This window comes from Micrococcus sp. IITD107 (assembly GCF_041927415.1).
Classification (GTDB): domain Bacteria; phylum Actinomycetota; class Actinomycetes; order Actinomycetales; family Micrococcaceae; genus Citricoccus; species Citricoccus terreus.
In genome coordinates this window covers 142,741-166,550 of record NZ_JBHFFN010000005.1, presented here as the reverse complement: position 1 = coordinate 166,550, position 23,810 = coordinate 142,741, and the positions used below count along the sequence as shown (strand labels likewise).

Genomic DNA, 23,810 nt, shown 5'->3' with positions numbered 1-23,810 from the left:
CCACCGACCTCGGGGCAACCGGTCGGGTCTGCCACACTGGACCGTGGAGCATCGGGGCCGTCGCCACCACGGGACGTATCCCGCCCCATGAGAGGTTTGCAACTGCGAACAAGTGGGGTACATTTGCACCAGCAAATCTGTTGTCCCGATCACGTCCAAGGGGAATCATGAACGGATCGCATCGCACCCAGACCATGGGAGGCCCGGGGATCGCCCCCGGCTCCCACCCCGTCCACCGGGCCCCGCTGGCGCGGGTGACCCGAGCGGCACTGGCCACCGCCCTCGCCACCCTGCTGGCCGTCGTCGGGATGGCCGGGCTGATGCCCGCCTCCACGGCCGCAGTGGTTCCCGTGGTGACCAGTCCCTCCGCCACCCCGGACGCACCGGAGGGCGGATCCGAGCTGCAGCCGGTGGTGGTGGTCATGGACTACTCCTCCTCGATGCTGCAGGCCGACGCCGATGAGGACGGGAGTACCCGGCTGGAGGCCGCTGAGGCCGCCACCCTCAACCTGATCGACAAGGCCCCGGACGGTGCTGACCTGGGCGTGGTGGTCTACGGCGCCAACACTGTGGAGGACTGCGCGGACATCGAGACGGTGCAGTCGGTGGCGCCGCTGAAGAAGGGTGACCTCAAGAAGAAGATCGAGGCCCTCAACGCCGTGGGCGAGACCCCGATCGGCGCCTCCCTGCTGCACGCGGCGGACGAGCTGAAGGACCACGACGGCGAGAAGTCGATCATCCTGGTCTCCGACGGCGAGGAGAACTGCTCCCAGCCCCCGGCCTGTGAGGCCGCCCAGGACCTGGCTGACCGCGGGATCGACCTGACCGTGCACACCATCGGGTTCAAGGTGAACGACCAGGCCCGTGATGAGCTGACCTGCGTGGCCGAGGCCACCGGCGGAACCTATGTGCAGGCCGAGAACGCCGAGGAGCTGGAGAGCAGGCTCGAGACCAAGACGGTCCGCGCCTTCCAGGGCTACGTCCCGCAGGGCACCCCCGTCACCGGCGGCGAGACCCTGCACGCCTCTCCGCAGCTCGCCCCCGGGCAGTACCTGGACGAGTACGAGAAGGGCGGGTCGAAGATCCACGCCGATGACGGCACCCTGAAGTTCTACAACCTGGGCACCATCCAGCCCGGAGAACGCGCCCACTTCTCCGCCCTGCTGATCCCGGACCAGTCCGCACCGGCCGAGCGCGGGGCCTCCTACGCCGGCCTGAAGGTCGAACTGGTCAACGGCCAGGGCGTCAGCTGCTCCAGCATCGACTCCGCCTACCGTGGCGACGACGACGGCGGTCGGCCGATCGCCGGCTATGTGCGCAGCAAGGACTACGCCCAGGAGAGCAGTGACCGCTGCTACTCCGACGGCTCCGGTCAGCTCTATGCCAAGGTGATGCGCACCAGCAACCGTCAGAGCGACCTGGCCCTGCCGGTGGAGCTGAAGTACGTGCTGGAGCCGGCCGTGGACGAGTCCACCCTGGACACCCCGGCCAGCGAGGCCGAGCCGGTGCAGTCGGTGACCCTCTCCGACGCCCCGCAGGCGATCGCCGGTGGCGGCAGCTTCAACGACGCCACCGAGGTGGACTCGGGCACGGTCCTCACCGACTCCACCATGCCGATGGAGAGCCGCTACTACCGGATCCACGTCGGGTACGGCCAGCGACTGAACGTGCGCGCCTCCCAGGCCAATGTGGACGACGCCGGCCCAGATGGAATCCACGTGGATGTGTACTCCGCCGTGCGCAGCCCCGTCCGCACTGTGGGCGATGACCTCCTCTACCGCAGCGGCACCGGTGAGACGGCCACCCAGAGCATGCGGGTGCCGGTCAGCCAGTCCAACCGAGACGGCTCCGTGGGCAGCGACGCCTACCTGGCCGGTGACTACTACGTGGTGGTCTCTGCGCGGAAGTGGACCGGGGACCGCAATCGCGAGCCCTACCCCTACGACCTCGCCCTCGAGGTGACCGGCGAGGAGCAGGACGGACCCATGGTCGCAGACCCGGGCCTCGGCCAGAATCCCTCCACAGTGCAGGACGGGCAGGAGACCCAGTCTCCCGACGACGGCACGGACCAGAGCGCCCAGCCCACCGAGGGCGCGGGTCAGGAGAGCGAGGCCCCCGTGGCCGGTGCGGGCGGTAATGACGCCGCAGCACCGGGTGACGGTGAGCCGCAGGCTGCGTCCTCTGTCCGGGACAGCGCTCCGCTGCCCTGGTTCCTGGGCGGCCTGGCCGGCAGCGCCCTGCTCGGCGGCGTCCTGGTGGCCCTGCTGACCCGCCGCGGACCTGCCGCCGCCGGTGGGGCCTCGGGTGTGGCTCACACCGGACCCACGGCCCCCATGGGCCACCCCGGGGACAGCCGCGGCACCCTGATCAACGGGCAGCCGCAGCCCCCGTACCCGAACAGCTCCCCGCAGAACCCCTACGGCCAGGAAGGACCGCAACGATGAGCACGCAGAACCCCACGGTCGAGCACCGCATGTCCCGATCCGACCGGGCCGGTCTCGCTGTCCGGTCCGGCCGGCCTGGCCGGGCACCTCGGCGAGCCGCCGGGCTCGCCCTGGCCATAGCCCTGGCCACGTACCCGCTGGCCACCGCCCTCCCGGCGGCCGCGACGCCCAGCGCGAGCGCGACGTCGTCGGGAAGTGCTGACGCCAACCCCCGCGGACCGGTGCCGGTCTACGAGCCGACCGGGGAGCAGGTCACCGGCGGATCCGACTTGGCCGGGGCCGTGGAGATCCAGCCAGGGGTCCACTGGGACACCCTCGAGGCCGGCGACTCCGAGGGCGTCTCCGGGGACGGCACGCAGCGGTTCTACAAGCTCCCCGCCCTGCAGGAGGGCGAACGGCTGTACGCGGCGGCCGTGCTGGCGGTGGACACCCAGCAGCGCACCGACTCCAACGGCATGGTGGGCCTGGAGTTCCAGCTGGTCAACCAGCAGGGTGAGAGCTGCAGCAGCCGGGACACGACCAACCACTCGGCGTCCAGTCCCAGTGGGCACCCAGTGGTCACCGCCGTCACCGACCCCATGGATCCCGAGCGCAGCTACGGCTGCTTCGAGGACGGTTCCGGGATCGTGGCGGCCCAGGTGCAGCGTACGGGCACCTGGCAGTCAGACACGCCCATGCCGGTGGAGCTGCACTTCTGGGTGGCGCCCCCCGTGGATGAGAGCCAGCTGAATGCGGCCCCCACCAGTGCCGAAGCGCCCCAGTCGGTGACGATCACCGGGGAGGCCACCCCGCTGGAGGGCGGCTCCTCCTTCGCCACCGCCGTGGAGGCCACCCCGGGCCAGGTCCACGAGGTGGAGATCCGCCCCAGTCAGGTGCAGTACTTCAAGGTCCCGGTCGAGTACGGCCAGCGCTTGAACTACCGGCTGGCTCAGGGCAACAACCAGGACGCCAGCGTGGCGCGGGTGGAGGGCAGGATCTTCACCCCCTTGCTGCGGCGCCCGGACTCGACCAACAGCTATGTGGACCTGTTCTACGACACCGTGGGAGAGGTGGTCACCCAGAGCACCTCGGTGACCACCAGCCCGGACAACCACGGGAGCTACAGCTACGGGAGTCTGAGCATCGCCGGGGACTACTACATCGTGGTGTCCGCCTCGAACGCCCGCGCGAACCGCCAGGGCTCCCAGCCCTTCCGGTACCAGCTGGCCGTGGAGCTGACCGGCGAGCCCGGCGGCACCACCGACTGGGTGACTGCCGCACAGGAGCAGGCCGCTGAGGCTGCTGGCGATGGGGCCGAGAACGGTGAGAACGGCGGCCAGCCGCAGGCCGCCGGTTCGGGCGGCGGCATGCCCACTGGTGCCGAGTTCGGCGCGCTGGCCGGAGGGATCGGGCTCGGCGCGCTGCTCTCCGGCGTGGCCTGGCTGCTGCTGCGCCGCCGCGGACAGCAGGCCTGAGCAACTGTCTCAGTCCGCCGCGGTCCAGACCGTTCCCGAGCCGCCCTCCTGACAGACCAGGCGCTGGCTGTCCGCACCGGTGACCACCAGGCCCTCCTCCAACCAGGTGCAGGAGTCCCCCTCCCGTACAGAGCTGCGGATCGGCGCCCCGGAAGTGCTCTGCGGCGGGGGGCTGGCGGTCGGTGACGCGGTGGCCGATTCCGGGGTCGTGTCAGACGGCGAGCTCGGCGAGGGACGGGGCTGGGGGGTGGTGGTCTCCGTGGTCTGAGTCGGTCCAGGAGACGTGGCGTTCGGATCCGGCGTCTGGGGTGCGGTCTGGCTGGTGGCGCTGACGGTGGGCGAGGGGCTCTCCTGGGTCCCCGTGCCCCCGCCGCCGCGCGGCCAGAGCAGTGCCACCGCCATCACCACGCCCACCAGGCCGAGCACGATCAGCAGCCAGGGCAGCAGGGACACCCACGAACGGCTCGGCCTTCCGGACGGCGCGGCGCCCGCCGCCCTCGACCCCGTGTCCGGCGCGGCAGCTGAGCCGGCGGACTCGGCACCCACCGCACCGACCTGAGGGGTGCGGGTCGGCGGTGCCGGGACAGTGGTGGGGACCGGGGGCGCCCCAGACGGCTCCTCCCGCCGCCGGGTCTCCTCGGCACCCAGCACATCGAACACCGCGAAGGGCTCTCCCACGGCGGTCAGGTACCCGCCGGTGGCCGTCGTCGGCCGGGCGAGCGTGCCCAGCAGCCCCGGGGCCGCGGCCGCAGCGCGCACCCGCTGCTCCGGATCCCGCGCCAGCAGGGAGGTGAGGGTGGAGGCCAAGGAGGGGTCGACGTCGGGAATCTGGGCCAGGGTCCCTGCCGGATCCTGCAGGGCGCGGGTCAGCTCCCGCTCCCCCGCCAGGGTGGGCGCGAGCATGCGCAGGCCCACGACGCCGGCCGCGTACAGGTCCTGGGCCGGCGCGGGGGCCGCCAGCTCCGTCACCTCCGGGGCGAGGTAGCCCGGGGTGCCGTTCACCCAGCCCAGGGAGGTCAGCCGGGGATCGTCCTCGCGGACGGCGATGCCAAAGTCGCCCAGGCGCAGGTGCGGGGTGCCCTCGCCAGTGGGTTCGAGCAGGATGTTGGCCGGTTTGACGTCCCGGTGGATCCAGCCGGCGGCGTGCACGTGGGCCAGTCCGTCCAGCAGCTGCAGCAGCAGCTGGGCGGCCAGAGGCGAGGAGAAGGCGCCGTGGTCGTTCAGGGCCTCGCCCAGCGTCCCACCGGCCACCAGGGGCATGGCGATGGCCACGTCCTCGTCCACCGCCGCCCAGCCGTACGGGGTGGCCAGGTGGGTGTGGTCCAGCTGGATGCCCTGCTCCCGCACGAACCGCAGCAGCTCGGCCGAGTCCTTCTGGCGCAGCACCTTGGCCGCGCACCAGGCGGCCCGGCGCCGGTCCCAGGCGCGCCAGATCGAGCCCGAGCCGCCCGAGGCGATGTGCTCGGCCAGCTCGAAACGCCCGGCGATCACCTGTCCCATCCGTTCAGTCTCCCCCGCAGCCGCATTCAGCCAGGGTCACCACGGCGCGGTCGATCATCTCCCGCGCTTGGGGGATCCGGCCGCGCTGGTCATTGGCCAGGATGCTGAACGCCAGTTCGCGCCCGTCCTGCGTCACCACCACCCCCGCCAGGGTGGCCACCGTGCCCAAGGTCCCCGTCTTGCCCCGCGCCGAGCCCTCAGCGGCGGTGCCCACCATGCGGTCCTTCAGCGTCCCCTCCCGTCCGGCCACCGGCAAGCTCTCCACGGCGGCCACCGTCTCCTCCCGCTCTCCGGCCAGCCGGACGGCCCGGGCCAGCTGCTCGGCAGTGATGGTGGTGTACCCGGAGAGGCCGGAGCCGTCCGTCAGGTCCAGTCCGGTCAGGTCCCGCGTCTCCTCCTCGAGCACCTCGCGGACTGCCGCTGTGGCGCCCTCGAAGCTGCCGGGATGCCCCGCGGCGAGCGCCGTGTTCCGAGCCATCGCCTCCGCGGTGAGGTTGTCCGACTCGTGCAGCATGAACCGCACCTGCTCGGCCAGCGGTGCCGAACGGACCTCCGCGAGGCTCAGGGGCGTTCGGGTCGACGAGCCTGTGCGGTCCGAGTCCTCCGCCGCCCCGCCGGCGATCTGGGGTGAGACGCTGAGCCGCACGCCCTGGGCCTGGGCCTGGGCCACCAGCTGCTGGCGGAACACCTGGGCAGCGTGCAGGGCAGGGTCAGGCGTGAGCCCTCCCCACTTCTGCCCGATCTCACGTCCGCCGTACGTGGCGATCGGCATCACCCGGGCGATGTCCACATCCACCACCGCACTCGGCCACTGCTCGAGCACGGCGGGGCCGTCATACCCGGAGTCGTCCACCTGCACGGTCACCGGCCCGGAGATCTCCTGCTCCTGCAGCTGCGCCACGGTCTGCTCAGCCAGGGTGCCCAGCCCGGCTCGGCCCAGCACCGCTCCCGGGTCCGACTCCCCCGCACCCAGCAGCACGTCTCCACCGGCGTCCAGCACCACGGTGGTCCCCTGCTCCTGGGGCACGGCATAGGTCCGGGTGGCGTAGGTGTGGTCCGAACCCAGCACGGACAGGGCCGCGGTGGCGGTGAGGATCTTGACCGTGGAGGCGGGGATGAGCGGCTCGTCCTCCTCCAGCCCGTACAGCAGCTCTCCGGTCTGGACATCCACGACGGCGGCCCCCACGGTTCCCGGAGACCCGGCCAGGATCTCGTCCAGTTCGGCGGCCAGGGCATCGGGGTCCGGTGCGGGGGCGTCCGAGACCGCCCCGGGCAGCAGCGGCACTCGAGAGGACTTCGGCGCGGACGCCTCCCCGGCCGCCGTGCTCGGCGAGGCGGGCTGGGAGGAGGTGGCCGCCGTCGGGACGGCCGGTGTTCCTGCGGTGGCGCTGACCGCAGGAGCCGACCCACCAGCAGAGCAGCCGGTGAGCAGCAGGGCCAGGGACAGGCCCACCCCGGCCACGGTGCGTCGGGCAGGGCGCACAGGCGCGGACCAAGAGCGCACGGCAGACCTTTCGCGGGGTGGGGTGGCGGTACCCTGGAGTCTAGTGGCCGCCCCCTGTCCGGCGGCGGCAGACCCCGTCAACGCCACAGGCAAGGAGCGTGCCCCGATGAACCACGACGTCACCATCGAGATCCCGTCCGGATCCCGCGTCAAGTACGAGTTCGACCACGACAGCGGCCGCCTGCGCCTGGACCGCGTGCTGTTCACCTCCATGCAGTACCCCACGCACTACGGCTACTTCGAGAACACCCTGGGTGAGGACGGCGATCCGCTGGACGCCATGGTGTGGCTGCCGGGCTTCGACCTGGTCCCCGGCGTGCTCGTGGAGGCCCGTCCGATCGCCGTGTTCTCCATGACCGACGACGGCGGCGGCGACGACAAGGTCCTGTGCGTGCCCTCGGACAAGCGCTTCGACCACATCCAGGGCCTGGCCGATGTGGACGAGTGGCTGATCAAGGAGATCGAGCACTTCTTCACCCGGTACAAGGACCTGGAGCCCGGCAAGTGGGTCAAGGCCGAGGGCTGGAAGGACCGCGACGCCGCCGAGGCCGAGTTGGAGGCCTCCATCAAGCGCTTCGACGAGGCCGGCGAGCACACCCCGTCCGATGAGCCTCAGGGCCGCGACGTGGACACCAAGGAGCCGGTCCCGGCCACCGAAGAGGTCGACCGGAACGAGCCTCAGGGACGCTGAGCCTCAGCCGGCCCCGATGACCACTGTCAGGCTGGAAATCCGCGGTGCGCCCACGTGGTGACCACGGATTTCCAGCCTGACGTTCATCCGCACCCTGTCGTCTGCCCACCGTCCTCGAGAGATCCCTCCATGACCCACTTCGTCCTGACCGTCAACCAGCGCGACTCGCGTGAGGTGGGCGACATGGTCCCCGAGCTGCTGCGTGCCCTGCACCCGGTGGACACGGTGATCGAGTTCCAACGCTCGGTGGGCGACGAGGCGATCGGTGTGGTCTCGGACGCGCACGCCGCCGTGGACGCCGCCCTGCGGGCCCTGCGCGAACGCCGGTGGAACGTGGGCGTGGGGGTCGGCTCCCTGGACGCGGCGGATGGGACGCCAGGGCTTCCGGACACCCAGGACCTGCGCGACGTCGGCGGGCCGGCTCTGGCCTATGCCCGCGCCGCGGTGGAGGAGGCCGCCAAGAACGGGGTGCGCATCCCGGTGGCCGTGGACGGTCCGGACACGGTGGCCGCAGAGCAGGCCGAGGCGGTGCTGCGCCTGGTGGGTCAGCTCGTCTGGACGCGCACCGAGGCCGAATGGAACGTGCTGGATCTGATGGTGCCCGGCGTGCGGGGACAGCAGAAGCTGGTGGCCGCCGAGCTCGGTGTCACCGTGCAGGCGGTGTCCAAGGCGGTGCAGCGCTCCTTCTGGACCGAGGAGCACGCCTGCCGGCCCGCGGCGGCACGTCTCCTGACCCTGGTGGCCGGCCCAGAGCGGCTGCCTGCCGGTTGATGACCACCGCCTGAGCCTCAGAGCAGCGAACGCAGGACCGTGGCGGCGCCGTGCTCGTCCACGTGGCCGGTGACCTCGTCCGCCACCTTCTTCACCTCCGGCGGGGCCTGGCCCATGGCCACGCCGCGCCCGGCCCAGGCCAGCATCTCGATGTCGTTCCGGCCGTCGCCCACCGCCACGGTGTCGTCGATGTGCACGCCCAGGCGGTCGCGCAGCACCTCGAGTCCTGAGGCCTTGGTGACGCCGGCCGCGGCGATGTCCAGCCACGCGGTCCAGCCCACGGAGTAGGTCACGCCCTGCAGGCCGATCGCTTCCACGGCCTCGCCGAACTCCTCGGCGGAGGAGTCGGTGGAGAAGACCACCAGGCGCACGGCGGTGGCCTGCATCATCTCCTCGAACGTCACGCCCTCGGCGACCACGCCGAAGCTGGCGTCCTGGAACCGTTCGGTGGACAGGAAGTTGCCCTGATCGTCCTCGATCGCGTACTTGGCGTTGGGCAGCCGGTGCCGCAGCGCCTGCAGCGCGGGGCGGGGATCGAAGGTCTTGCGGTCGATCACCTCGTAGCCCTCCTCCAGGTCGGAGGTCAGACGCAGGGTGACGCCGCCGTTGCAGCACACGCTGTACCCCTCCTCCAGACCGATCGCCTGGATGATGGGCAGGGTGGCGCCCAGAGACCGTCCGGTGGCGATCATCACGTGGTGTCCGGCGGCCACCACGGCGCGGGCGGCGGAGCGGACGTCCTCATGCATGCGCCCGTCATGGTCCACCAGCGTGCCGTCCACGTCCAGGCAGATCATCTTGCGCCGTCCCACCGCGGGGATCATGCCGGAGTCGGTCATGTTGGACCCAGCCGGTCCGCGGCCGTTCGGACCCACCGGCTCGGTGCGGCCACCGGTGCGGTCCTGGTCCAGTGCTTGAGCCTGCTCTGCCTCGCTGGCGGACTGATGCTGCGGGGAGGGAATGGTCTGGTCTGATCGGTCCTCGATGCCGATCTCACTGCTGTTTCTCATGCACACCAGTCAACCAGACAGCCCGGACGCGCTCAGCGTCAGCCGGTGGACGGCAGGTGAACACTCACAGGGTTGTCCACGCTGTGAGTGTTCACCCGGGTGACCGGTCCCACACAGCCGATCAGAGGACCGGCAGGACCTCCAGGCCGCCCAGGTAGGGCTGCAGGGCCTGGGGCACGTTGACCGAGCCGTCCGGGTTCTGGTGGTTCTCCAGGATCGCCACGATCCACCGGGTGGTGGCCAGGGTGCCGTTCAGGGTGGCGACCATCCGGGTGGATCCGGGGGTGCCGTCCTCGTTGGTCTGACGCTCACGGATGTTCAGGCGGCGGGCCTGGAAGGTGGTGCAGTTGGAGGTGGAGGTCAGCTCACGGTAGGCGTCCTGCGTGGGGACCCAGGCCTCGCAGTCGAACTTGCGGGCAGCACTCATGCCGAGGTCTCCGGCCGCAGTGTCGATCACCCGGTAGGGCAGCTCGACCTTGGCCAGCATCTGCTCCTCCCACTCCAGCAGACGGCGGTGCTCGGCCGCGGCCTCCTCCGGGGTGGTGTAGACGAACATCTCCAGCTTGTTGAACTGGTGGACGCGGATGATGCCGCGGGTGTCCTTGCCGGCCGAACCGGCCTCGCGGCGGTAGCAGGTGGACCAGCCGGCGTAGCGCAGCGGATCGTCCAGGTTCAGGATCTCGTCCGCGTGGTAGCCGGCCAGGGCGACCTCGGAGGTGCCCACCAGGTAGAGGTCGTCGCGCTCGAGGCGGTAGATCTCGTCGTCGTGCTCCACGTCGAATCCGGTGCCCTGCATGGTCTCGGGGCGCACGAGCGTGGGGGTGATGATGGGCGTGAAGCCGGCCTGCACGGCCTGATCCAGTCCCATCTGCATCAGGGCGATCTCCAGGCGCGCGCCCACGCCCTTGAGGAAGTAGAAGCGGGAGCCGGAGACCTTGGCGCCGCGCTCCATGTCGATCGCGCCGGTCTTCTCGCCGATCTCCAGGTGGTCGCGCGGCTCGAAGCCGTCGGCGGCGAAGTCCCGGATCTGCCCGACATGCTTGACCACGGTGAAGTCGTCCTCACCGCCGGCGGGCACGCCCTCCTCGATCAGGTTCGGGAAGGAGCGCTGCAGGGCGGTCAGCTCCTCCTGGGCGGTGTTCGCGGTGGCCTCGGTGGCCTTGACCTGGGCGGCCAGCTCCTTGACCTCGGCCAGCAGCGCCTGCTTCTGATCGCCCTGGGCGGCGGCGACCTTCTTGCCGAAGGCCTTCTGCTCGGCGCGCAGCTGCTCGAACTGGGCGATCGAGGAGCGCCGTTCGGCATCGGCGGCGATGATCCGGTCCACCAGGGACTCATCGGCTCCACGCGCGCGCTGGGAGGCTCGGTACTGCTCGGGCTGCTCGATAAGGTGCTTGACGTCGATCACGCCTTCCAGCCTAGCGAACCGCGCTGTCACACTGGCCTGATGGGAATGAACCACACCCTCGCCGTCTGGGCCCGACCCCTCACCCCGCAGCTGCTCACGGACCTGGGTCTGGACGGGCCCACCCTGACGTCCACCTATGAGCAGGCCTCCCAGCACGGGAGCGCCGGCCAGATCGCCGTGGCGCCCGTGGGCGAGCAGACCCTGCTGGTCTCTCCGGACGTCGAGCTCTCCGAACTGCTCATCCGGCCGCTGCCCGGCCGGCGCTGGGTGGGATCCATGTCCTCGGTCGCCTCCGTGGGCGACTACCAGGTGTGGGACGGCTCATCCTGTCTGCGCGTGCTGCGCACCATGGAGGGCGAGGTCACGGAGGAGGGCGAGCCCGTGGGGGACGAGTCCTCCTGGGATTCCGAGGACACCGACTCCCTCGAGACGCTCGTCCTGGAGGCCTCCGGAGCGGCGGCACACCTGGACCTCACCCGTCTGGTGTGGCTGCCCATGACAGGCTGCTCCTACGATCCAGAGTCCATCTGGGCCGACTGAGCGCCCGCGGAACGCGGGCACCCGGCAGGTCCCGACGACGGCGCCTCACCGATGCGCCGCATCTCACCGAGGCGACCCGCACCAGCCGGGCCGGCGCCCCGTAGACTCGCGCTATGCCCCTTGAACTGATCCTCGCCTTTCTCGCTGTGGTGGTGGCCGTCGTCGCGCTGGCCTTCACCCTCGGACTGCGGACCGGGCAGCGCCGCCTCACCGATGACGTGCAGGAGGTCCAGGGAGAGGTGCGCACCGTGCGCGGCTCCGTGGAGCAGCTGACCGGCCAGATGGGCGCCGCACCGTTCGGCGAGCTGGAGGGGATCGCCGGGCAGCTCAAGGCGCTGGACGGACGGATCGGGGAACTGGACGGACAGATCCACGAGCTCACCGACGCACCGCTGATCGCCCGTGCCCTGGAGCACCCGCGCAAGATTGCCCTGGTGATCAACCCGATCAAGCAGAACGCCGATCAGGTCCGCCTGCAGGTGTCCGCCGCCGTGCGCAACGCCGGCCTGCCGGACGTCACGGTCTACGAGACCACCGCCGAGGACCCCGGACAGCAGATGGCCCGGGACGCCCTGGCCGACGGTGCCGATGTGGTGATCGCGGCCGGCGGCGACGGCACCGTGCGCTTCGTGGCCGAGGAGCTGGCGGGCACCGACACCGCGCTGGGCCTGGTCCCGCTGGGCACCGGCAACCTGTTGGCCCGCAACCTGAAGATGCCGATCGGGAACATCGAGGCCTGCATCAACACGGCTGTGCACGGCTCGACCCGGCACATCGACGCCGTGGACATCCGCCTGGAGCGTCAGGACGGCCAGACCGTGACCAACACGTTCCTGGTGATCGCCGGTGCGGGGATCGACGCCGAGGTCATGGGCGACACCCGCGACGACCTGAAGGAGAAGGCCGGCTGGCTGGCCTACGGCGAGGCCGGCGTGCGCCACCTGCCGGGCCACCGCAAGGACATCACCCTCTCACTGGACGGCGGGGCGCCGCAGCGGCGCAAGGTCCGCTCGATCATGATCGCCAACTGCGGCGAGCTGACCGGCGGGCTGGACTTCATCCCGGAGGCTCGCCTGGACGACGGCCTGCTGGACGTGGTCATGCTCTCCCCGCGCAACGCCTTCGACTGGCTGCGGATCGCTGCGAAGACGGCTCTGAAGATCAACCGGACGATCCCCATCATGGAGACCCACCAGGCCACTCGCGTGCGCGTGCAGCTGGATGAGCCGATGATCTCCCAGCTGGACGGCGACGCCACCGGCGACGTGGTGGCGATCGACGCCCGTATCCGCCCGGACGCCCTGAAGGTCCAGACCCCGGCCGCGGCCGTCCCCGACTCCCTGGCCGCCCCGGCCATGACCGAGGACGACGCCGAGGTCGTCAAGGACTGACCAGCTGAGCTCTCCTCTGGCTCAGCTGGCTCAGCGGTTGAGGATCTCCTGGACCCAGGCCTGGCCGGCGCGGTAGGCCTGGTCGGTGGTGTGCTCGCGCACCTCGTACCGGCGGTGGTCGGCCCGCGGGTAGGAGCCCAGGAAGCGGATCCCCGGGATGAGCCGGTACAGCCCGGCCAGCGCGGCCGAGACCCGTTCCTCCCCCAGGTGTCCCTCCAGGTCGATCGAGAAGAAGTAGCTGCCCAGACCGGCCCCGGTGGGCCGGGACTCGATCCGGGAGAGGTTGATCCCCCGGGTGGAGAACTGGTCCAGGATCTCCATCAGCGCGCCAGGCCGGTCCTCCGACAGGGGCACGACGACGGTGGTCTTGTCCGAGCCGGTCGGCACCGGCAGTGCCCCCGGGCGGGAGACGAGGACGAACCGGGTGACGGCCCCGGCCGTGTCCTCGATGGCCGAGGCCAGCACCGGCAGTCCCGTCTGGGCGGCCACGAGCGGAGCGCAGACCGCCGCGTCGTAGGTGGTGTCCGGGTCCAGCAGCCCGCGCGCACCTCCGGCGGTGGAGGAGGCAGGGATGAACTCTGCCTGCGGGATGTGCTCGGCGGCCCAGTTGCGCACCTGCGCCCAGCCATGCGTGTGGGTGGCCACCGAACGGACCTCGGAGAGCTCCATCTCGCGGCGGCCCACCAGCACGAAGCTGATGGGCACCAGGACCTCGCGCAGGATCTGCAGGGGCTCGCCCTCGGCGATGTCGTCCAGGGTGGCGGAGACCCCGCCCTCCACCGAGTTCTCGATCGGCACCATGGCGTAGTCCGCGGTGCCGGAACGCACCGCGGCCAGCGCGGTGATCACCGAACCGGCAGGGACGCACTCGGCGTCCTCCACACCGGGGACCTGCCGCAGCGCGGCCTCGGTGAAGGTTCCCTTAGGTCCGAGGTAGGTGTACCGGGGAACCTGAGGGCCGTCGTCGGGACGGCTCACTTGACGCGCGGCTCGGCGCCGCCGTCCGCCTCCATGGGCTTCTCGGCCTCGAGCCAGGCACCGGAGCCGCCGGCGACGTTGAAGGCGGAGTAGCCGCGGGCGACCATGAAGTCCGCGGCGCGGGCGGAGCGTCCACCGGTGCGGCAGATGACGTAGTAGTCCGTGTCCGGGTCCAGCTCCTCGAGGCGGTCCGGCAGCTGGCCGAGCGGGATGTGCTGGGCGCCGGCGGCGCGGCCGAGGGTGAACTCGTCGTCCTCGCGGACATCGAGGATGGCGGCGCCCTCAGGGACGTCGTTGACGGTGACGGTCTCGAACATGCTCATGGGTCCAGCGTAGTCATGGGCGGGCGAGGCGGTCTGCCGGTGACGGGCCCTGCAGAGGACGCGGCCGAGCTGATGACAAAGTTTGCCATACCACCCTAGACTGACTCTATGGCCACCATGAACATCTCACTTCCGGACACCCTGAAGGACTTTGTCGAGTCGCAGGTCGAGGCCGGAGGATACGGCACCAGCAGCGAATTCATTCGAGATTTGATTCGGCGTCAGCAGGACCGCACTCAACTGCGTGCCCTGCTCGTGGACGGCATGGAGTCCGGTCACGGGTCCGAAGTGGATGGCGCCTACTTCAATCGACTCCGCGACCGAGTCCGGCGCGCTGACATCGCATGACTGCACGCATCGTCGTCACTACCCATCGGGCGGACGAAGACATCGAGGCAGTCCTCGACGGGTACGCGACAAGTGGTTCTGAGAGTGCGGCACTCGCATTCATCGACGCTTTGGACGATGCTCAGAAGCTCATCGCCGAGTTCCCGCAGGTCGGGTCAACCCGGCTGGCTGCAGAAGTGGACATGCCACACGTCCGCACGTTGGCGCTTCGTCGATTCCCCGATCTGGTCTTCTATACCGACGACACCGATTCGGTTCGGATCCATCGAGTACTCCACACCTCCAGAGACATCCCTGCCTCGCTGCAGGACAAGTGACGCCCGTAGTCACGGGCGGGCGGGACGGTCTGCCGGTGACGAGCCGTGCAGAGGGCGGCACCTGGCTGATTAGGGTGGGGGGATGAGTGGTTCTGTGGATCTGTCCGGCCTCACTGCCGTTGAGCTGACCGCCGCGCTGGCGAGCGGGGAGGTCTCAGCGCGTGACGCCGTTGAGCACGTTCTGCAGGTGACCGAACGGGAGAACCCTCGCCTGGGGGCGTTCCTCTCCGTGGCGCCCGTGCTGGCCCGGCAGCGGGCGGCCGCACTGGACGAGCGGTTCGCGCAGGACGGGCCCACCGGGCGGCTGCACGGGCTGCCGACTGCGTTCAAGGACCTGACCGATGTGGCCGGGATGCGCACCACCTTCGGCTCGCGGATCGCCCAGGACGCTGAGCCGGCCGACCAGGACGACGCGCTGGCGGCCACGGTGCACGGCGCCGGAGCGGTCTCTGTGGGCAAGACCAACGTCCCCGAGTTCGGGCTGCCCTGCCACACCGAGAACCTGATCGCCCCGCCCACGCGGAATCCGTTGGACCCCGCGCGCACGGCCGGCGGCTCCTCCGGTGGGGCCGCGGCCGCGGTGGCCTCCGGGATGCTTCCGGTCGCTCCGGGGAACGACGGCGGCGGCTCGGTCCGCATTCCGGCGGCGGCCTGCGGGCTGGTGGGCTTCAAGCCCGGGAGGAACGTGGTCCCTGCAGACCGGGCCGCCGCGCAGATGACGGCCCAGCTGGGCGGACCGGAGGCCGGCTCGGTGCGGAACCTCACGTGCTCCGGCCCGCTGGCCCGCACCGTGGAGGACGCCGGGCTGCTGCTGGACGCCATGCTCGGTGCCGAGTGGTCCGGTCCCGGTGACCGGGGGCCCCTGCAGACCGCGGCGGTGGACGCCGACCCGGGGCGGCTGAGCGTGGGGGTGAGCACCGAGTCGCCGTTCGCACCGGACCTGGAGATCACGCTGGCCCCGGCGGCGGTGAGTGCCGTGACCGCGGCGGCCACCGCCCTGGCGCATGCCGGGCACGAGGTGTCTGAGGTCGAGGTGGGGTTCCAGCCGGGCTACCACCGGATGTTCCGCACCGTCTGGACCTCCGCGCTGGCACGGATCCCCCTGCCGCAGGAGGCCGAGACGCTGCTGGGACCCTTGGCCGCCAACTTCCTGGAGCTGGTCCGCGGGTACTCCGAGGACCAGGTCACGGAGGCGGTGGCCGGGCTGGAGGCGTGGGCTGCGGACGCGCGGGGCCGGCTGGACGCCGTGGACGTGGTGATGACGCCGGTGCTGGCGTTCGCTCCCCCGCCGATCGGCACCTTCACCGCCCTGCCCCCGGCGGAGGACTATGAGCTGCAGTGCCGGTTCACCCCGTACACGTCCATGGTCAACGTGATGGGACTGCCTGCGGTGTCCGTGCCGGTGCTGCGGGACGAGGGCGGGCTGAGCTGGTCCGTGCAGCTGATCGGACGTGAGGGCACCGAGGTGCAGCTGACGGCGCTGGCCGCTCAGCTCGAGGGGCTGCTGGCCGGGCGAGGCTGAGTCAGCCGCCCCCTCCGCGTCAGTCCTGGACCACCCAGGCGGGAAGGGATCACATGCCCATGAACGGCACGGTGAAAGCGAACATCATCATCAGCACGATCAGCAGGATCCAGCCGAAGGTCACCACGTAGCCCATGACCAGGCCCGCGATCGCGAAGCCACGGCCGTTCGGCTCCTTGCGCAGACCGATGTGGCCCAGCACGATCGCCGCGAGCTGAGGCAGGAACATGGTGCCCGCGGACAGCACGCCCAGGATGCCGAACACCATGGCGACGATGCTCAGGGAGGGCGACTGCTGACCGGCATACGGGTGCGGCTGTCCGACGACCCGGCCGTCCTGCTCGTACATCCCCCGGGGCCGGCCGGTCATGGGGTACTGGCCCTGCAGCGCGTAGTGCGGATCGCCGGAACCGGGGGCACCGGACGGGCTCTGCGGAGCGTAGGGGTTCTGCGGCTGGGCCGCCGAGCTGCCGCTCCCGGACGAGTCCGCCCCGGGGTGGCTGTACCAGGACGGGTGCTTCGGATCGCGGAACGGGCGGTGGTCACCGGATGAGTCGGACACGGTTCTCCTCCGTCAGAGACGGTCGGCGGCGGGCGGGCGGTCGGTCCGGCGGACCACGGCAGCTCGGATTGCGGCCTGCGGCTCTCGCTGGACCCCTTCAGTCTACGGAGTGAGCCCCAGGACGGGCCCCTCCTCGGCGGCGGTCTCGTCCTCGGCGGGCACTGGCGCGGAGCCGTCCCCGAACACCAGGCCGCGCAGGAAACCGGCGAATCCGGCCGGCGTGCGGCCGTCGGTCCGGCCGGAGGTCACCACGCGGGTGCGGTCCGTGGCGATCACCTGGACGCCGGCGCGCCGGGCGGCGTCCACCAGGGCCACATCCTCGTCCGCCGCGACATGCGGGAACCCGCCCAGCTCCCGGTAGACCGCCCAGGGCATCCCCAGATTGGCCCCGTGGATGTGCCGGTGCCCCTCGCGGTGCTCGTAGTCCGCGTACCACCGGCGCTGCACGTCGTCATCCAGGTCCCCGGGGTGCGGCATGACCGTGCCGGCCACCAGCACGCGGGGGTCCGTGGCGGGCTCGGTTCCGGGCGCTGCGGCGGCACCGGTCTGCTGGGCGGCCAGGGCGGCCTGCGCCACCAGCCAGTCCGCCGGGACCACGGTGTCCGCGTCCGTGCTGGCCACCCAGAGGTCCTGCGGCACCTCCGGTCCGTCCGCGTGGTCCGCCTCGGTCCCTTCCGGAGCCAGACCGGCCCCGGCCATGCGAGCCACGCCCCAGCGCAGGCCGGCGTCCCGAGCGGCACCCACCGTGCCGCCGTCGGGAAGGCCTGTCTCCTGGGCGGACCGCGCATCCAGCTCCAGCACGTGGAACCGGCCGTCCCCCGCGGCCACCTCACGGGCGCGCTCCACCGTGGCGTCCGTGCAGTGGTCCACCGCCACGGTGACCAGCACGGTGCCCTGCCCGTGGACGTCCTCCCACCGGTCCGCCGCGCGGGCCAGGGCGGCCAGGCAGCGGGGCAGCAGGTCCTGCTCGTTGTGCGCCGGGACCACCACCACGGCCCGCTGCGCGGCGGAGACCCGGGCGTAGACCTCCACCGTGAAGTCGCGCTCCCGGTGCTCCACCACGCGGCGGAACCGGGGGTCGGCGCTGATGAGCCCGTGCACGCTGTCCCCGTCCAGCGGCCAGCCCTGGATGGGATGGCGCCAGTGGCACAGCACCAGCTGACCGGAGAGGGTCAGGGCGGACTCGGCCTGGTCCAGCACGGTCCGCAGCTCATCGGGCTGCAGGAAGTACCCGACCTCCGAGAGCACCACCAGGTCCACCCGCCGGCCCTCCGGCACGGCCGCCGCCCAGTCCTGCGGCAGCACCGCCTGGCGGACCTCCACGTGCCGGTGCTCGGCCAGGTGCGCCCGCGAGCGCTCCACCGCCAGCTCGGAGGCCTCCAGGGCCAGGACCCGCTCGGCGCGGCCGGCCAGCTCGGCGGTGAGCACGCCGATCGAGCTGCCCACCTCCACCACGGTCCCGTACCGCCGCTGGGGCAGCACGGCCATGGTGATCAGCCGTTTGCGCCGTTCGTACCAGCTGGTCAGGTAGCTCCACGGGTCCTCGTGGTCCCGGTAGAGCTGGTCGAAGATCCGCGCGGCCCGGGAGGAGTCGGCGCTGTCCGGGGCGGTGCGGCGGACCACGTCGAAGGGCCGCAGGAAGTGCTCCAACATGCCCACGCCCACGATCGCCTCGTCCCCGGGGGCGTCCGAGAGCGGCCGGGTCTGGCTCTGATGGGCGTGCAGGGCTGCGAGCCGGACGGCCTGGGCCTCCTCGTCGAGGGGCCACCGGGTCCAGTGCCGCCAGGCGTGCTCGGTCTGCGGGTCCGCCCAGTGCCAGTACCAGACGGGGAACTCGTACAGGGCCAGTCCGCGCTCGGCGGCCACGGCGGCCAGGGTGTGGCCCAGCACCTCATGGTCGGTGTGGCCGTCCAGACGGTAGTGGGTGGCCAGCAGCGGCTGGCTGGCGGCGGGGCCGGGGCCGGCAGAGGATCCTGCCGCGTCTGCGCCGGAGCGGTCCCGGTCCAGGGCACGGTGCACGGCGGCCTCGATCTGCTCGGTGTGCTCAGCCAGCCGCCCGTCCGGCAGGCCGAGCTGGTGCAGCTCCAGCCGTCCCTCGGCATCCCGGCCCAGCGCCTCGGCGGCCTCCAGCATCTCGGCATGGCGGATCCGGCGTAGCTGCTCCGGGGTGTGCGTGGGCGAGTCCGGGTGGGAGCCCTCGCCGGCGGTGCACAGGATCAGCTCCACGCGACCGCCGGCGCACAGCACGCTGCGGATCAGCCCCGTGGCGCCCAGGGTCTCATCGTCCGGGTGGGCCACGGCCAGGACCAGCAGCGTGTCCGGCCCGGCCTGGTTCCAGCCCGGCACCTCCTCGAGCTCAGCCAGACCGGCGTCCTGCCAGGCGGTCTCCGGCGTCCCGTCGTCCAGATGGGAGAAGCTCATGCACCCTCCCCGCCGGCGTCCGTGTCCTCCAGCAGCAGCCGTCCCAGGTGGGCGTCGTCCCGGTCCGCGTGGTGCTGGCGGATGTAGACCTGCAGGTCCACCACGGCGCGGGCATGGTCCGCATCCGCGGTGAGCGGCCCCGGGCCGGTGGCCTTCCCGACGACGTCCATCACCTCGGCGCACAGGTCCGCCACGGCGCCCCGCAGGCGGAAGGAGGCCAACTCGGCTGCGCGGCCGATGAGCGCGCCGGAGTCGATGGCGGCGGCCGCCGCGGACAGCTGGGCGGCGGCTCCACTCAGGAGGCGGTCCACCCGGCCGAGGGCGGCCAGGCCCACCTGGTCCGGGGTGCGGCCGGAGGACTGGGCCTTCACCAGGGAGCGGTGCAGGGTCCGGGCCAGGTGCACGGCGCCGCCGAACCAGACGGCGGCCACCCCGATCCCGCCCCAGGCGAAACCGGGCCGAGTCAGGTACCAGCCGGCCCCGCCCACCGGGGCGGCGGGGACCTGCTCGAACTCCAGCGGTGTGCTGACGATCGAGGCCAGCCCGAGCGCAGGCCATACCCCGTCACCGTGGCAGACCCCGGGGTGGGAGAGGTCCACCAGGAAGGCGCGGCGGCCCACCTCCAGCAGCTCACCGTCCGCCTCCGCGCCCAACTCCTGGGCGGTGACGATCGCGGCGGAGCACTCGGCGCCCAGCGAGCACCAGGGCTTGGTGCCGCTGACCTGGAAGTCTCCGGCCGTCGTCGGGCTCGCGGTGGGGGTGATCCCACCGGACTCGGACGCGTACACGCCGAGCAGGCCCGTGGGGGCGTCCATCCCGGCCTGGCGGAGGATGGCCAGGGCGTCCAGGTGCGGTTCGAGCACGCGCGCGGAGCTGAGGTCCACGGCGGCGGTGCTGGCCAGCAGCTCCCAGAGCTCGAGGGTGCGGCCCTCGCCGGGGAACGGGAGGGCGGCGGTGTCCTGGGCGGAGAGCGCTCGGACGGCCTCGATCATGGGCTCGGCAGAGCCGTGGGCGGAGGCGGCGGCGTCCAGGAACGGTGCGGCCCAGGCGGGGGACTCCTCTCGCCCGGCCCAGACAGGACCCGCCCCGTCCAGGCTCACCCATGCTGTGCTGGCGGCCGTGCCCATCAGCGTCTCCCTCTGCCGGTTCTGCGGTGCCGCGCCGTGATGCACGCCACCGGATCACGCTAGTGGGACGGATACCCAGGCGGGGTATATAGGACGACCTGGTCCGTCACGGAGTGCCAGGACGAGTCTTGGGGCCGACTTGGCTCATGAATCGGTGGATTGGGGGCTCTTCACAATCCGAGGTGAAGGCGGTGCTTCTGTACAGGGAGGCACGTCGGTAGCTGGTCAGAGGTCGAGGTCTTCCGAAGATGGGAGTTCCTACACTGCCCATCTGAAAAACCCCGACGTGCCCCACGCTACTTTCGAGACCTGCTTGCCGCCCAGGCCGTCCACCGGATCGCCGGGCGGGAGACCACCGCAGAGACCCTCCCTCCGTCCCCGGTGCGCGACGGGTTCCTGTGGACCCTGCGCTGTGGAGACGGTGAGGTCCGCTGTGACGAGGAGGGCCGCCGTCGGGACGCCCACCTGGCTGCCCTGGTGGACGCCGTGACCGGGCAGACCACCGGAGGGTGGCACCCGGCCCGGCCCTGCCTGGCCTGCTGACATGGGCACTTCCGAAGACTCCCATCGTCGGTACGAGAACCTGGACCACGCCCTCGAGCAGTGGAACATCCCCCTGGAGAACCGCCCCCTGATCCGCGCCTACGCCCAGGCCCTCGGATTCACCCACTATGAAGACCGCGCCGGCTACCTCAAGGCCGTCCGCCCAGACGGGCCACCCCTGCAGATCCGCTACGGCTACAGCACCGGCTTCGTCAGCGAGGAGGAGGCCCGCACCTTCAGCGGACCCGAGCAGGACGTCTGGCCGGCCTCCCGCAAGAACCTGTGGGGGTTCACCCACCCGGTGAACCGCACCCATGAACGGTCGGCCGCGGCCCGCGCCGCCGAGAGGGACCACGGCGTCTGCACGTCCTGCTTCACCCAGCGCTCCGCCTCCGGCGCCTGCCACTGCGACTGAGCCGGCCTGCGGGTGCCTCGGTGGCTCGTCAGGACCCAGTGAAGGTGCGCCTGCACGCCCCTCCAGGGCAGTATGGACCGGGGCCGGCCAGAAGGGCCCGCCGCACGCCAGGAGGGGCCATGACGAAGTTGCAGACCGAGACCGTGGGACACCACGGATTCCACGAGCGCATGCGGCGCGGGGTGCACCCGGCAGATCCCCGCAGACTGGGGTCCCTGGTCGGTCTGATCGGCGGGGTCGTGTTCGTGCTGTCCTACTCGGCGGAACTCGGCTCACCGTGGTCCGTGATCCTGAGCGTCCTTGCGGTGATCCTGGCGGCATCCTGCCTGTGGCGGCTGTTCCTGCGCCCGCTGCCCCTGGGCGAGCCGCAGCGTCCGCATCGACTGGCCGGGCTGATCTACCTGCTCGCCGTGGCCGCCATGCTCGGCCTGATCTCCCTGGGACGGACACTGCTGGAGGGAGCGGACCGGGCTGATGTGCTGCCGGCCGTCATCGCGTGCGTGGTGGGTGCCCACTTCGCGCCGTTCGCCGTGGCGTTCCGCGAGCCCATGCTGCTGCGCCTGGCGGTGGCCGTGGGAGGGGTGGGCCTGGCGGGGATCGTGGCAGCCTGGCTGGCCGGCCCGCCGCTCGGTGCGCTGGCTGCCGTGGTGGCCGGGTTCGTGCAGCTGGGCGTGATCCTGCACTGGGCGTTGAGCCCACGGTCATGATCGCCGCAGGTCACGCAATGTCTACCGGGAGTTTCCCGGACGTGGAAGAGTTGAGACATGAGCGAGCAGAGCACCCCGGAGACCGTGCAGAACCCGGCAGAGACCGTCCCCCCGGCCGCTGAGCGCGCCGGCACACGGGCCCGGCCGGAGGACCTCGTGGACCTGGAGGCGCTGCGCGCGGCGTACTTCGCGCAGCATCCGGATCCGGCCGATCCCGGGCAGAAGGTCTCCTTCGGCACCTCCGGCCACCGCGGCAGCTCGCTGAAGACCTCGTTCAACGAGGATCACATCGCCGCCATCACCCAGGCGATCGTGGAGTACCGCGCCGAGCAGGGCATCACCGGGCCGCTGCTGATGGGCAAGGACACCCACGCGCTCTCCGGTCCGGCGCAGGACACGGCACTCGAGGTGCTGATGGGCAATGGCGTGCACACGCTGATCGACTCCCGGGACGGCTTCACCCCCACCCCGGCCGTCTCCCACGCCATCCTCGTGCTCAACGCCGGTGCGGGCGAACCCTCCGGCGCGGCGGACGGGATCGTCATCACCCCCTCGCACAACCCGCCCACGGACGGCGGGTTCAAGTACAACCCACCCCACGGCGGCCCGGCGGACACGGACGCCACCGACTGGATCGCCGCCCGCGCCAACGAGCTGCTGGCCGGCGGCCTGAAGGACGTACAGCGCATCCCGCTGGAGCAGGCCCTCGCGCACGAGGCGCTGGGCCGCTACGACTTCCGGGATCGCTACGTCTCCGACCTGCCGCAGGTGCTGGACCTGGCCGCGATCCGCGAGGCCGGCATCCGGATCGGCGCCGACCCCATGGGCGGAGCCTCGGTGGAGTACTGGGCGGAGATCGCCGAGCGCCACGGGCTCGACCTGACGGTGGTGAACCCGGAGGTGGACCCCCAGTGGGGCTTCATGACCCTGGATTGGGACGGGAAGGTCCGCATGGACTGCTCCTCGCCCCACGCCATGGCCTCGCTGATCGAGCGGATGACCCCGGGCCAGTCCACCGAGGACGGACACGACGACGTCGCGCAGGATCCGGAGCACGTCGCCCCGGGCGCCGCGGCGCCCTTCGACATCGCCACCGGCAATGACGCCGACGCCGACCGGCACGGGATCGTCACCCCTGACGGTGGCCTGATGAACCCCAACCATTACCTCTCGGTGGCGATCGACTACCTCTACCGCAACCGGCCGGACTGGCCGGCGAGCGCCGCCGTCGGGAAGACCCTCGTCTCCTCCTCCATGATCGACCGCGTGGCCGCGGGGCTGGGACGAGACCTGAACGAGGTGCCCGTGGGCTTCAAGTGGTTCGTGCCCGGACTGTTGGAGGGCACCGGGGTGTTCGGCGGGGAGGAGTCTGCCGGGGCCTCGTTCGTCTGCTTCGACGGCTCCCCGTGGTCCACGGACAAGGACGGGCTGCTGCTGTGCCTGCTGGCTGCCGAGATCCAGGCCGTGACCGGCACGTCCCCCTCGCAGTACTACGCCGAGCTGGTGGAGCAGTACGGGCAGCCGGCCTACGCACGGATCGACGCCGCGGCCACCCCGGAGCAGAAGGCCACCCTGAAGAAGCTGTCCCCGCAGGACGTCACCGCGGACACGCTGGCGGGCGAGCCCATCACGGCGAAGCTGACCGAGGCCCCCGGCAACGGCGCGGCGATCGGCGGACTGAAGGTCACCACGGAGAACGCCTGGTTCGCCGCGCGCCCCTCCGGGACCGAGGACGTCTACAAGATCTACGCCGAATCCTTCCGCGGACCCGAGCACCTGAAGCAGGTCCAGCAGGAGGCCCAGGCGATCGTCGACGCCGTCATCAGCTGACCTAGGT

At 71.5% G+C, this 23,810-nt stretch carries 21 protein-coding genes; 12 read left to right on the top strand and 9 right to left on the bottom strand.

Going from position 1 to position 23,810, the window contains the following annotated elements:
• Nucleotides 1-167 precede the first annotated feature (167 nt).
• A complete protein-coding gene (locus tag ACEXHE_RS10365; protein WP_374785742.1) occupies nt 168-2,444 on the top strand; it encodes a VWA domain-containing protein in 2,277 nt (758 codons plus the stop codon).
• Nucleotides 2,441-3,898 (top strand): hypothetical protein, encoded by a 1,458-nt coding sequence (locus ACEXHE_RS10360; RefSeq protein ID WP_374785741.1) that lies wholly within the window; start codon nt 2,441-2,443, stop codon nt 3,896-3,898. The genes ACEXHE_RS10365 and ACEXHE_RS10360 overlap by 4 nt, the downstream gene beginning before the upstream one ends.
• A gap of 9 nt (nt 3,899-3,907) precedes the next feature.
• On the opposite strand, the gene ACEXHE_RS10355 is transcribed toward ACEXHE_RS10360, so the two are convergent.
• Both ACEXHE_RS10355 and dacB read right to left on the bottom strand, forming a co-directional pair.
• On the bottom strand, nt 3,908-5,398 hold the full coding sequence (locus ACEXHE_RS10355; RefSeq protein WP_374785740.1) for a serine/threonine-protein kinase: 1,491 nt from the start codon (nt 5,396-5,398) through the stop codon (nt 3,908-3,910).
• Nucleotides 5,399-5,402: 4 nt separating this feature from the next.
• Complete coding sequence (gene dacB, locus ACEXHE_RS10350) at nt 5,403-6,902, bottom strand: D-alanyl-D-alanine carboxypeptidase/D-alanyl-D-alanine-endopeptidase (RefSeq protein WP_374785739.1); 1,500 nt, start codon at nt 6,900-6,902, stop codon at nt 5,403-5,405.
• A gap of 106 nt (nt 6,903-7,008) precedes the next feature.
• Here dacB and ACEXHE_RS10345 point away from each other — a divergent pair, with 106 nt between their 5' ends.
• Both ACEXHE_RS10345 and ACEXHE_RS10340 read left to right on the top strand, forming a co-directional pair.
• Nucleotides 7,009-7,593, top strand: a complete 585-nt coding sequence (locus tag ACEXHE_RS10345) for an inorganic diphosphatase (protein ID WP_374785811.1) — start codon at nt 7,009-7,011, stop codon at nt 7,591-7,593.
• Between the two features lie 129 nt (nt 7,594-7,722).
• Nucleotides 7,723-8,364: a hypothetical protein gene (locus ACEXHE_RS10340; RefSeq protein ID WP_260060708.1), complete on the top strand. Its 642-nt coding sequence runs from the start codon at nt 7,723-7,725 to the stop codon at nt 8,362-8,364.
• 17 nt (nt 8,365-8,381) lie between these two features.
• On the opposite strand, the gene ACEXHE_RS10335 is transcribed toward ACEXHE_RS10340, so the two are convergent.
• Entirely contained in the window at nt 8,382-9,203 is an 822-nt protein-coding gene (locus tag ACEXHE_RS10335; RefSeq protein ID WP_374785810.1) for an HAD family hydrolase, read from the bottom strand.
• 292 nt (nt 9,204-9,495) lie between these two features.
• Nucleotides 9,496-10,779 (bottom strand): serine--tRNA ligase, encoded by a 1,284-nt coding sequence (gene serS / locus ACEXHE_RS10330; RefSeq protein WP_374785738.1) that lies wholly within the window; start codon nt 10,777-10,779, stop codon nt 9,496-9,498.
• A 39-nt stretch (nt 10,780-10,818) separates the two neighbouring features.
• On the opposite strand from serS, the gene ACEXHE_RS10325 reads away from it, so the two are divergent.
• Nucleotides 10,819-11,319 carry a hypothetical protein gene (locus ACEXHE_RS10325; RefSeq protein WP_143109494.1) on the top strand — a complete coding sequence of 167 codons (501 nt, stop codon included), beginning with the start codon at nt 10,819-10,821 and terminating at the stop codon, nt 11,317-11,319.
• 113 nt (nt 11,320-11,432) lie between these two features.
• Entirely contained in the window at nt 11,433-12,710 is a 1,278-nt protein-coding gene (locus ACEXHE_RS10320) for a diacylglycerol/lipid kinase family protein (RefSeq protein WP_374785737.1), read from the top strand.
• 30 nt (nt 12,711-12,740) lie between these two features.
• Here the strand turns inward: ACEXHE_RS10320 and pheA are convergent, their stop codons facing one another.
• Nucleotides 12,741-13,688, bottom strand: coding sequence for a prephenate dehydratase (pheA, locus tag ACEXHE_RS10315; RefSeq protein WP_374785736.1), 948 nt, complete (start codon nt 13,686-13,688; stop codon nt 12,741-12,743).
• Nucleotides 13,685-14,011 (bottom strand): rhodanese-like domain-containing protein, encoded by a 327-nt coding sequence (locus ACEXHE_RS10310; RefSeq protein WP_356969245.1) that lies wholly within the window; start codon nt 14,009-14,011, stop codon nt 13,685-13,687. Before ACEXHE_RS10310 ends, pheA begins: the two co-directional genes overlap by 4 nt.
• A 108-nt stretch (nt 14,012-14,119) precedes the next feature.
• Between ACEXHE_RS10310 and ACEXHE_RS10305 the strand changes: the two genes are divergently transcribed.
• The 3 genes from ACEXHE_RS10305 (at nt 14,120) to ACEXHE_RS10295 (ending at nt 16,198) form a co-directional block, all read left to right on the top strand.
• The gene (locus tag ACEXHE_RS10305) at nt 14,120-14,359 is read left to right on the top strand and encodes a type II toxin-antitoxin system ParD family antitoxin (RefSeq protein WP_374785735.1); all 240 of its coding nucleotides are present in this window, start codon (nt 14,120-14,122) and stop codon (nt 14,357-14,359) included.
• Nucleotides 14,356-14,676 (top strand): type II toxin-antitoxin system RelE/ParE family toxin, encoded by a 321-nt coding sequence (locus tag ACEXHE_RS10300; protein ID WP_277246219.1) that lies wholly within the window; start codon nt 14,356-14,358, stop codon nt 14,674-14,676. The genes ACEXHE_RS10305 and ACEXHE_RS10300 overlap by 4 nt, the downstream gene beginning before the upstream one ends.
• 82 nt (nt 14,677-14,758) lie before the next feature.
• A complete protein-coding gene (locus tag ACEXHE_RS10295; protein ID WP_374785734.1) occupies nt 14,759-16,198 on the top strand; it encodes an amidase in 1,440 nt (479 codons plus the stop codon).
• A gap of 49 nt (nt 16,199-16,247) precedes the next feature.
• On the opposite strand, the gene ACEXHE_RS10290 is transcribed toward ACEXHE_RS10295, so the two are convergent.
• The 3 genes from ACEXHE_RS10290 to ACEXHE_RS10280 form a co-directional block, all read right to left on the bottom strand.
• Nucleotides 16,248-16,760 (bottom strand): DUF4190 domain-containing protein, encoded by a 513-nt coding sequence (locus tag ACEXHE_RS10290; RefSeq protein WP_374785733.1) that lies wholly within the window; start codon nt 16,758-16,760, stop codon nt 16,248-16,250.
• 102 nt (nt 16,761-16,862) lie between these two features.
• Entirely contained in the window at nt 16,863-19,181 is a 2,319-nt protein-coding gene (locus ACEXHE_RS10285) for a PIG-L family deacetylase (RefSeq protein ID WP_374785732.1), read from the bottom strand.
• Complete coding sequence (locus ACEXHE_RS10280; RefSeq protein WP_374785731.1) at nt 19,178-20,308, bottom strand: acyl-CoA hydrolase; 1,131 nt, start codon at nt 20,306-20,308, stop codon at nt 19,178-19,180. Before ACEXHE_RS10280 ends, ACEXHE_RS10285 begins: the two co-directional genes overlap by 4 nt.
• 544 nt (nt 20,309-20,852) lie before the next feature.
• Between ACEXHE_RS10280 and ACEXHE_RS10275 the strand changes: the two genes are divergently transcribed.
• From ACEXHE_RS10275 to pgm, 3 genes are all read left to right on the top strand, one after another.
• Nucleotides 20,853-21,266, top strand: coding sequence for a hypothetical protein (locus ACEXHE_RS10275; protein WP_374785730.1), 414 nt, complete (start codon nt 20,853-20,855; stop codon nt 21,264-21,266).
• A 119-nt stretch (nt 21,267-21,385) separates the two neighbouring features.
• Nucleotides 21,386-21,973: a hypothetical protein gene (locus ACEXHE_RS10270; protein ID WP_374785729.1), complete on the top strand. Its 588-nt coding sequence runs from the start codon at nt 21,386-21,388 to the stop codon at nt 21,971-21,973.
• 57 nt (nt 21,974-22,030) lie between these two features.
• On the top strand, nt 22,031-23,803 hold the full coding sequence (gene pgm, locus ACEXHE_RS10265; protein ID WP_374785728.1) for a phosphoglucomutase (alpha-D-glucose-1,6-bisphosphate-dependent): 1,773 nt from the start codon (nt 22,031-22,033) through the stop codon (nt 23,801-23,803).
• Nucleotides 23,804-23,810: the final 7 nt, after the last annotated feature.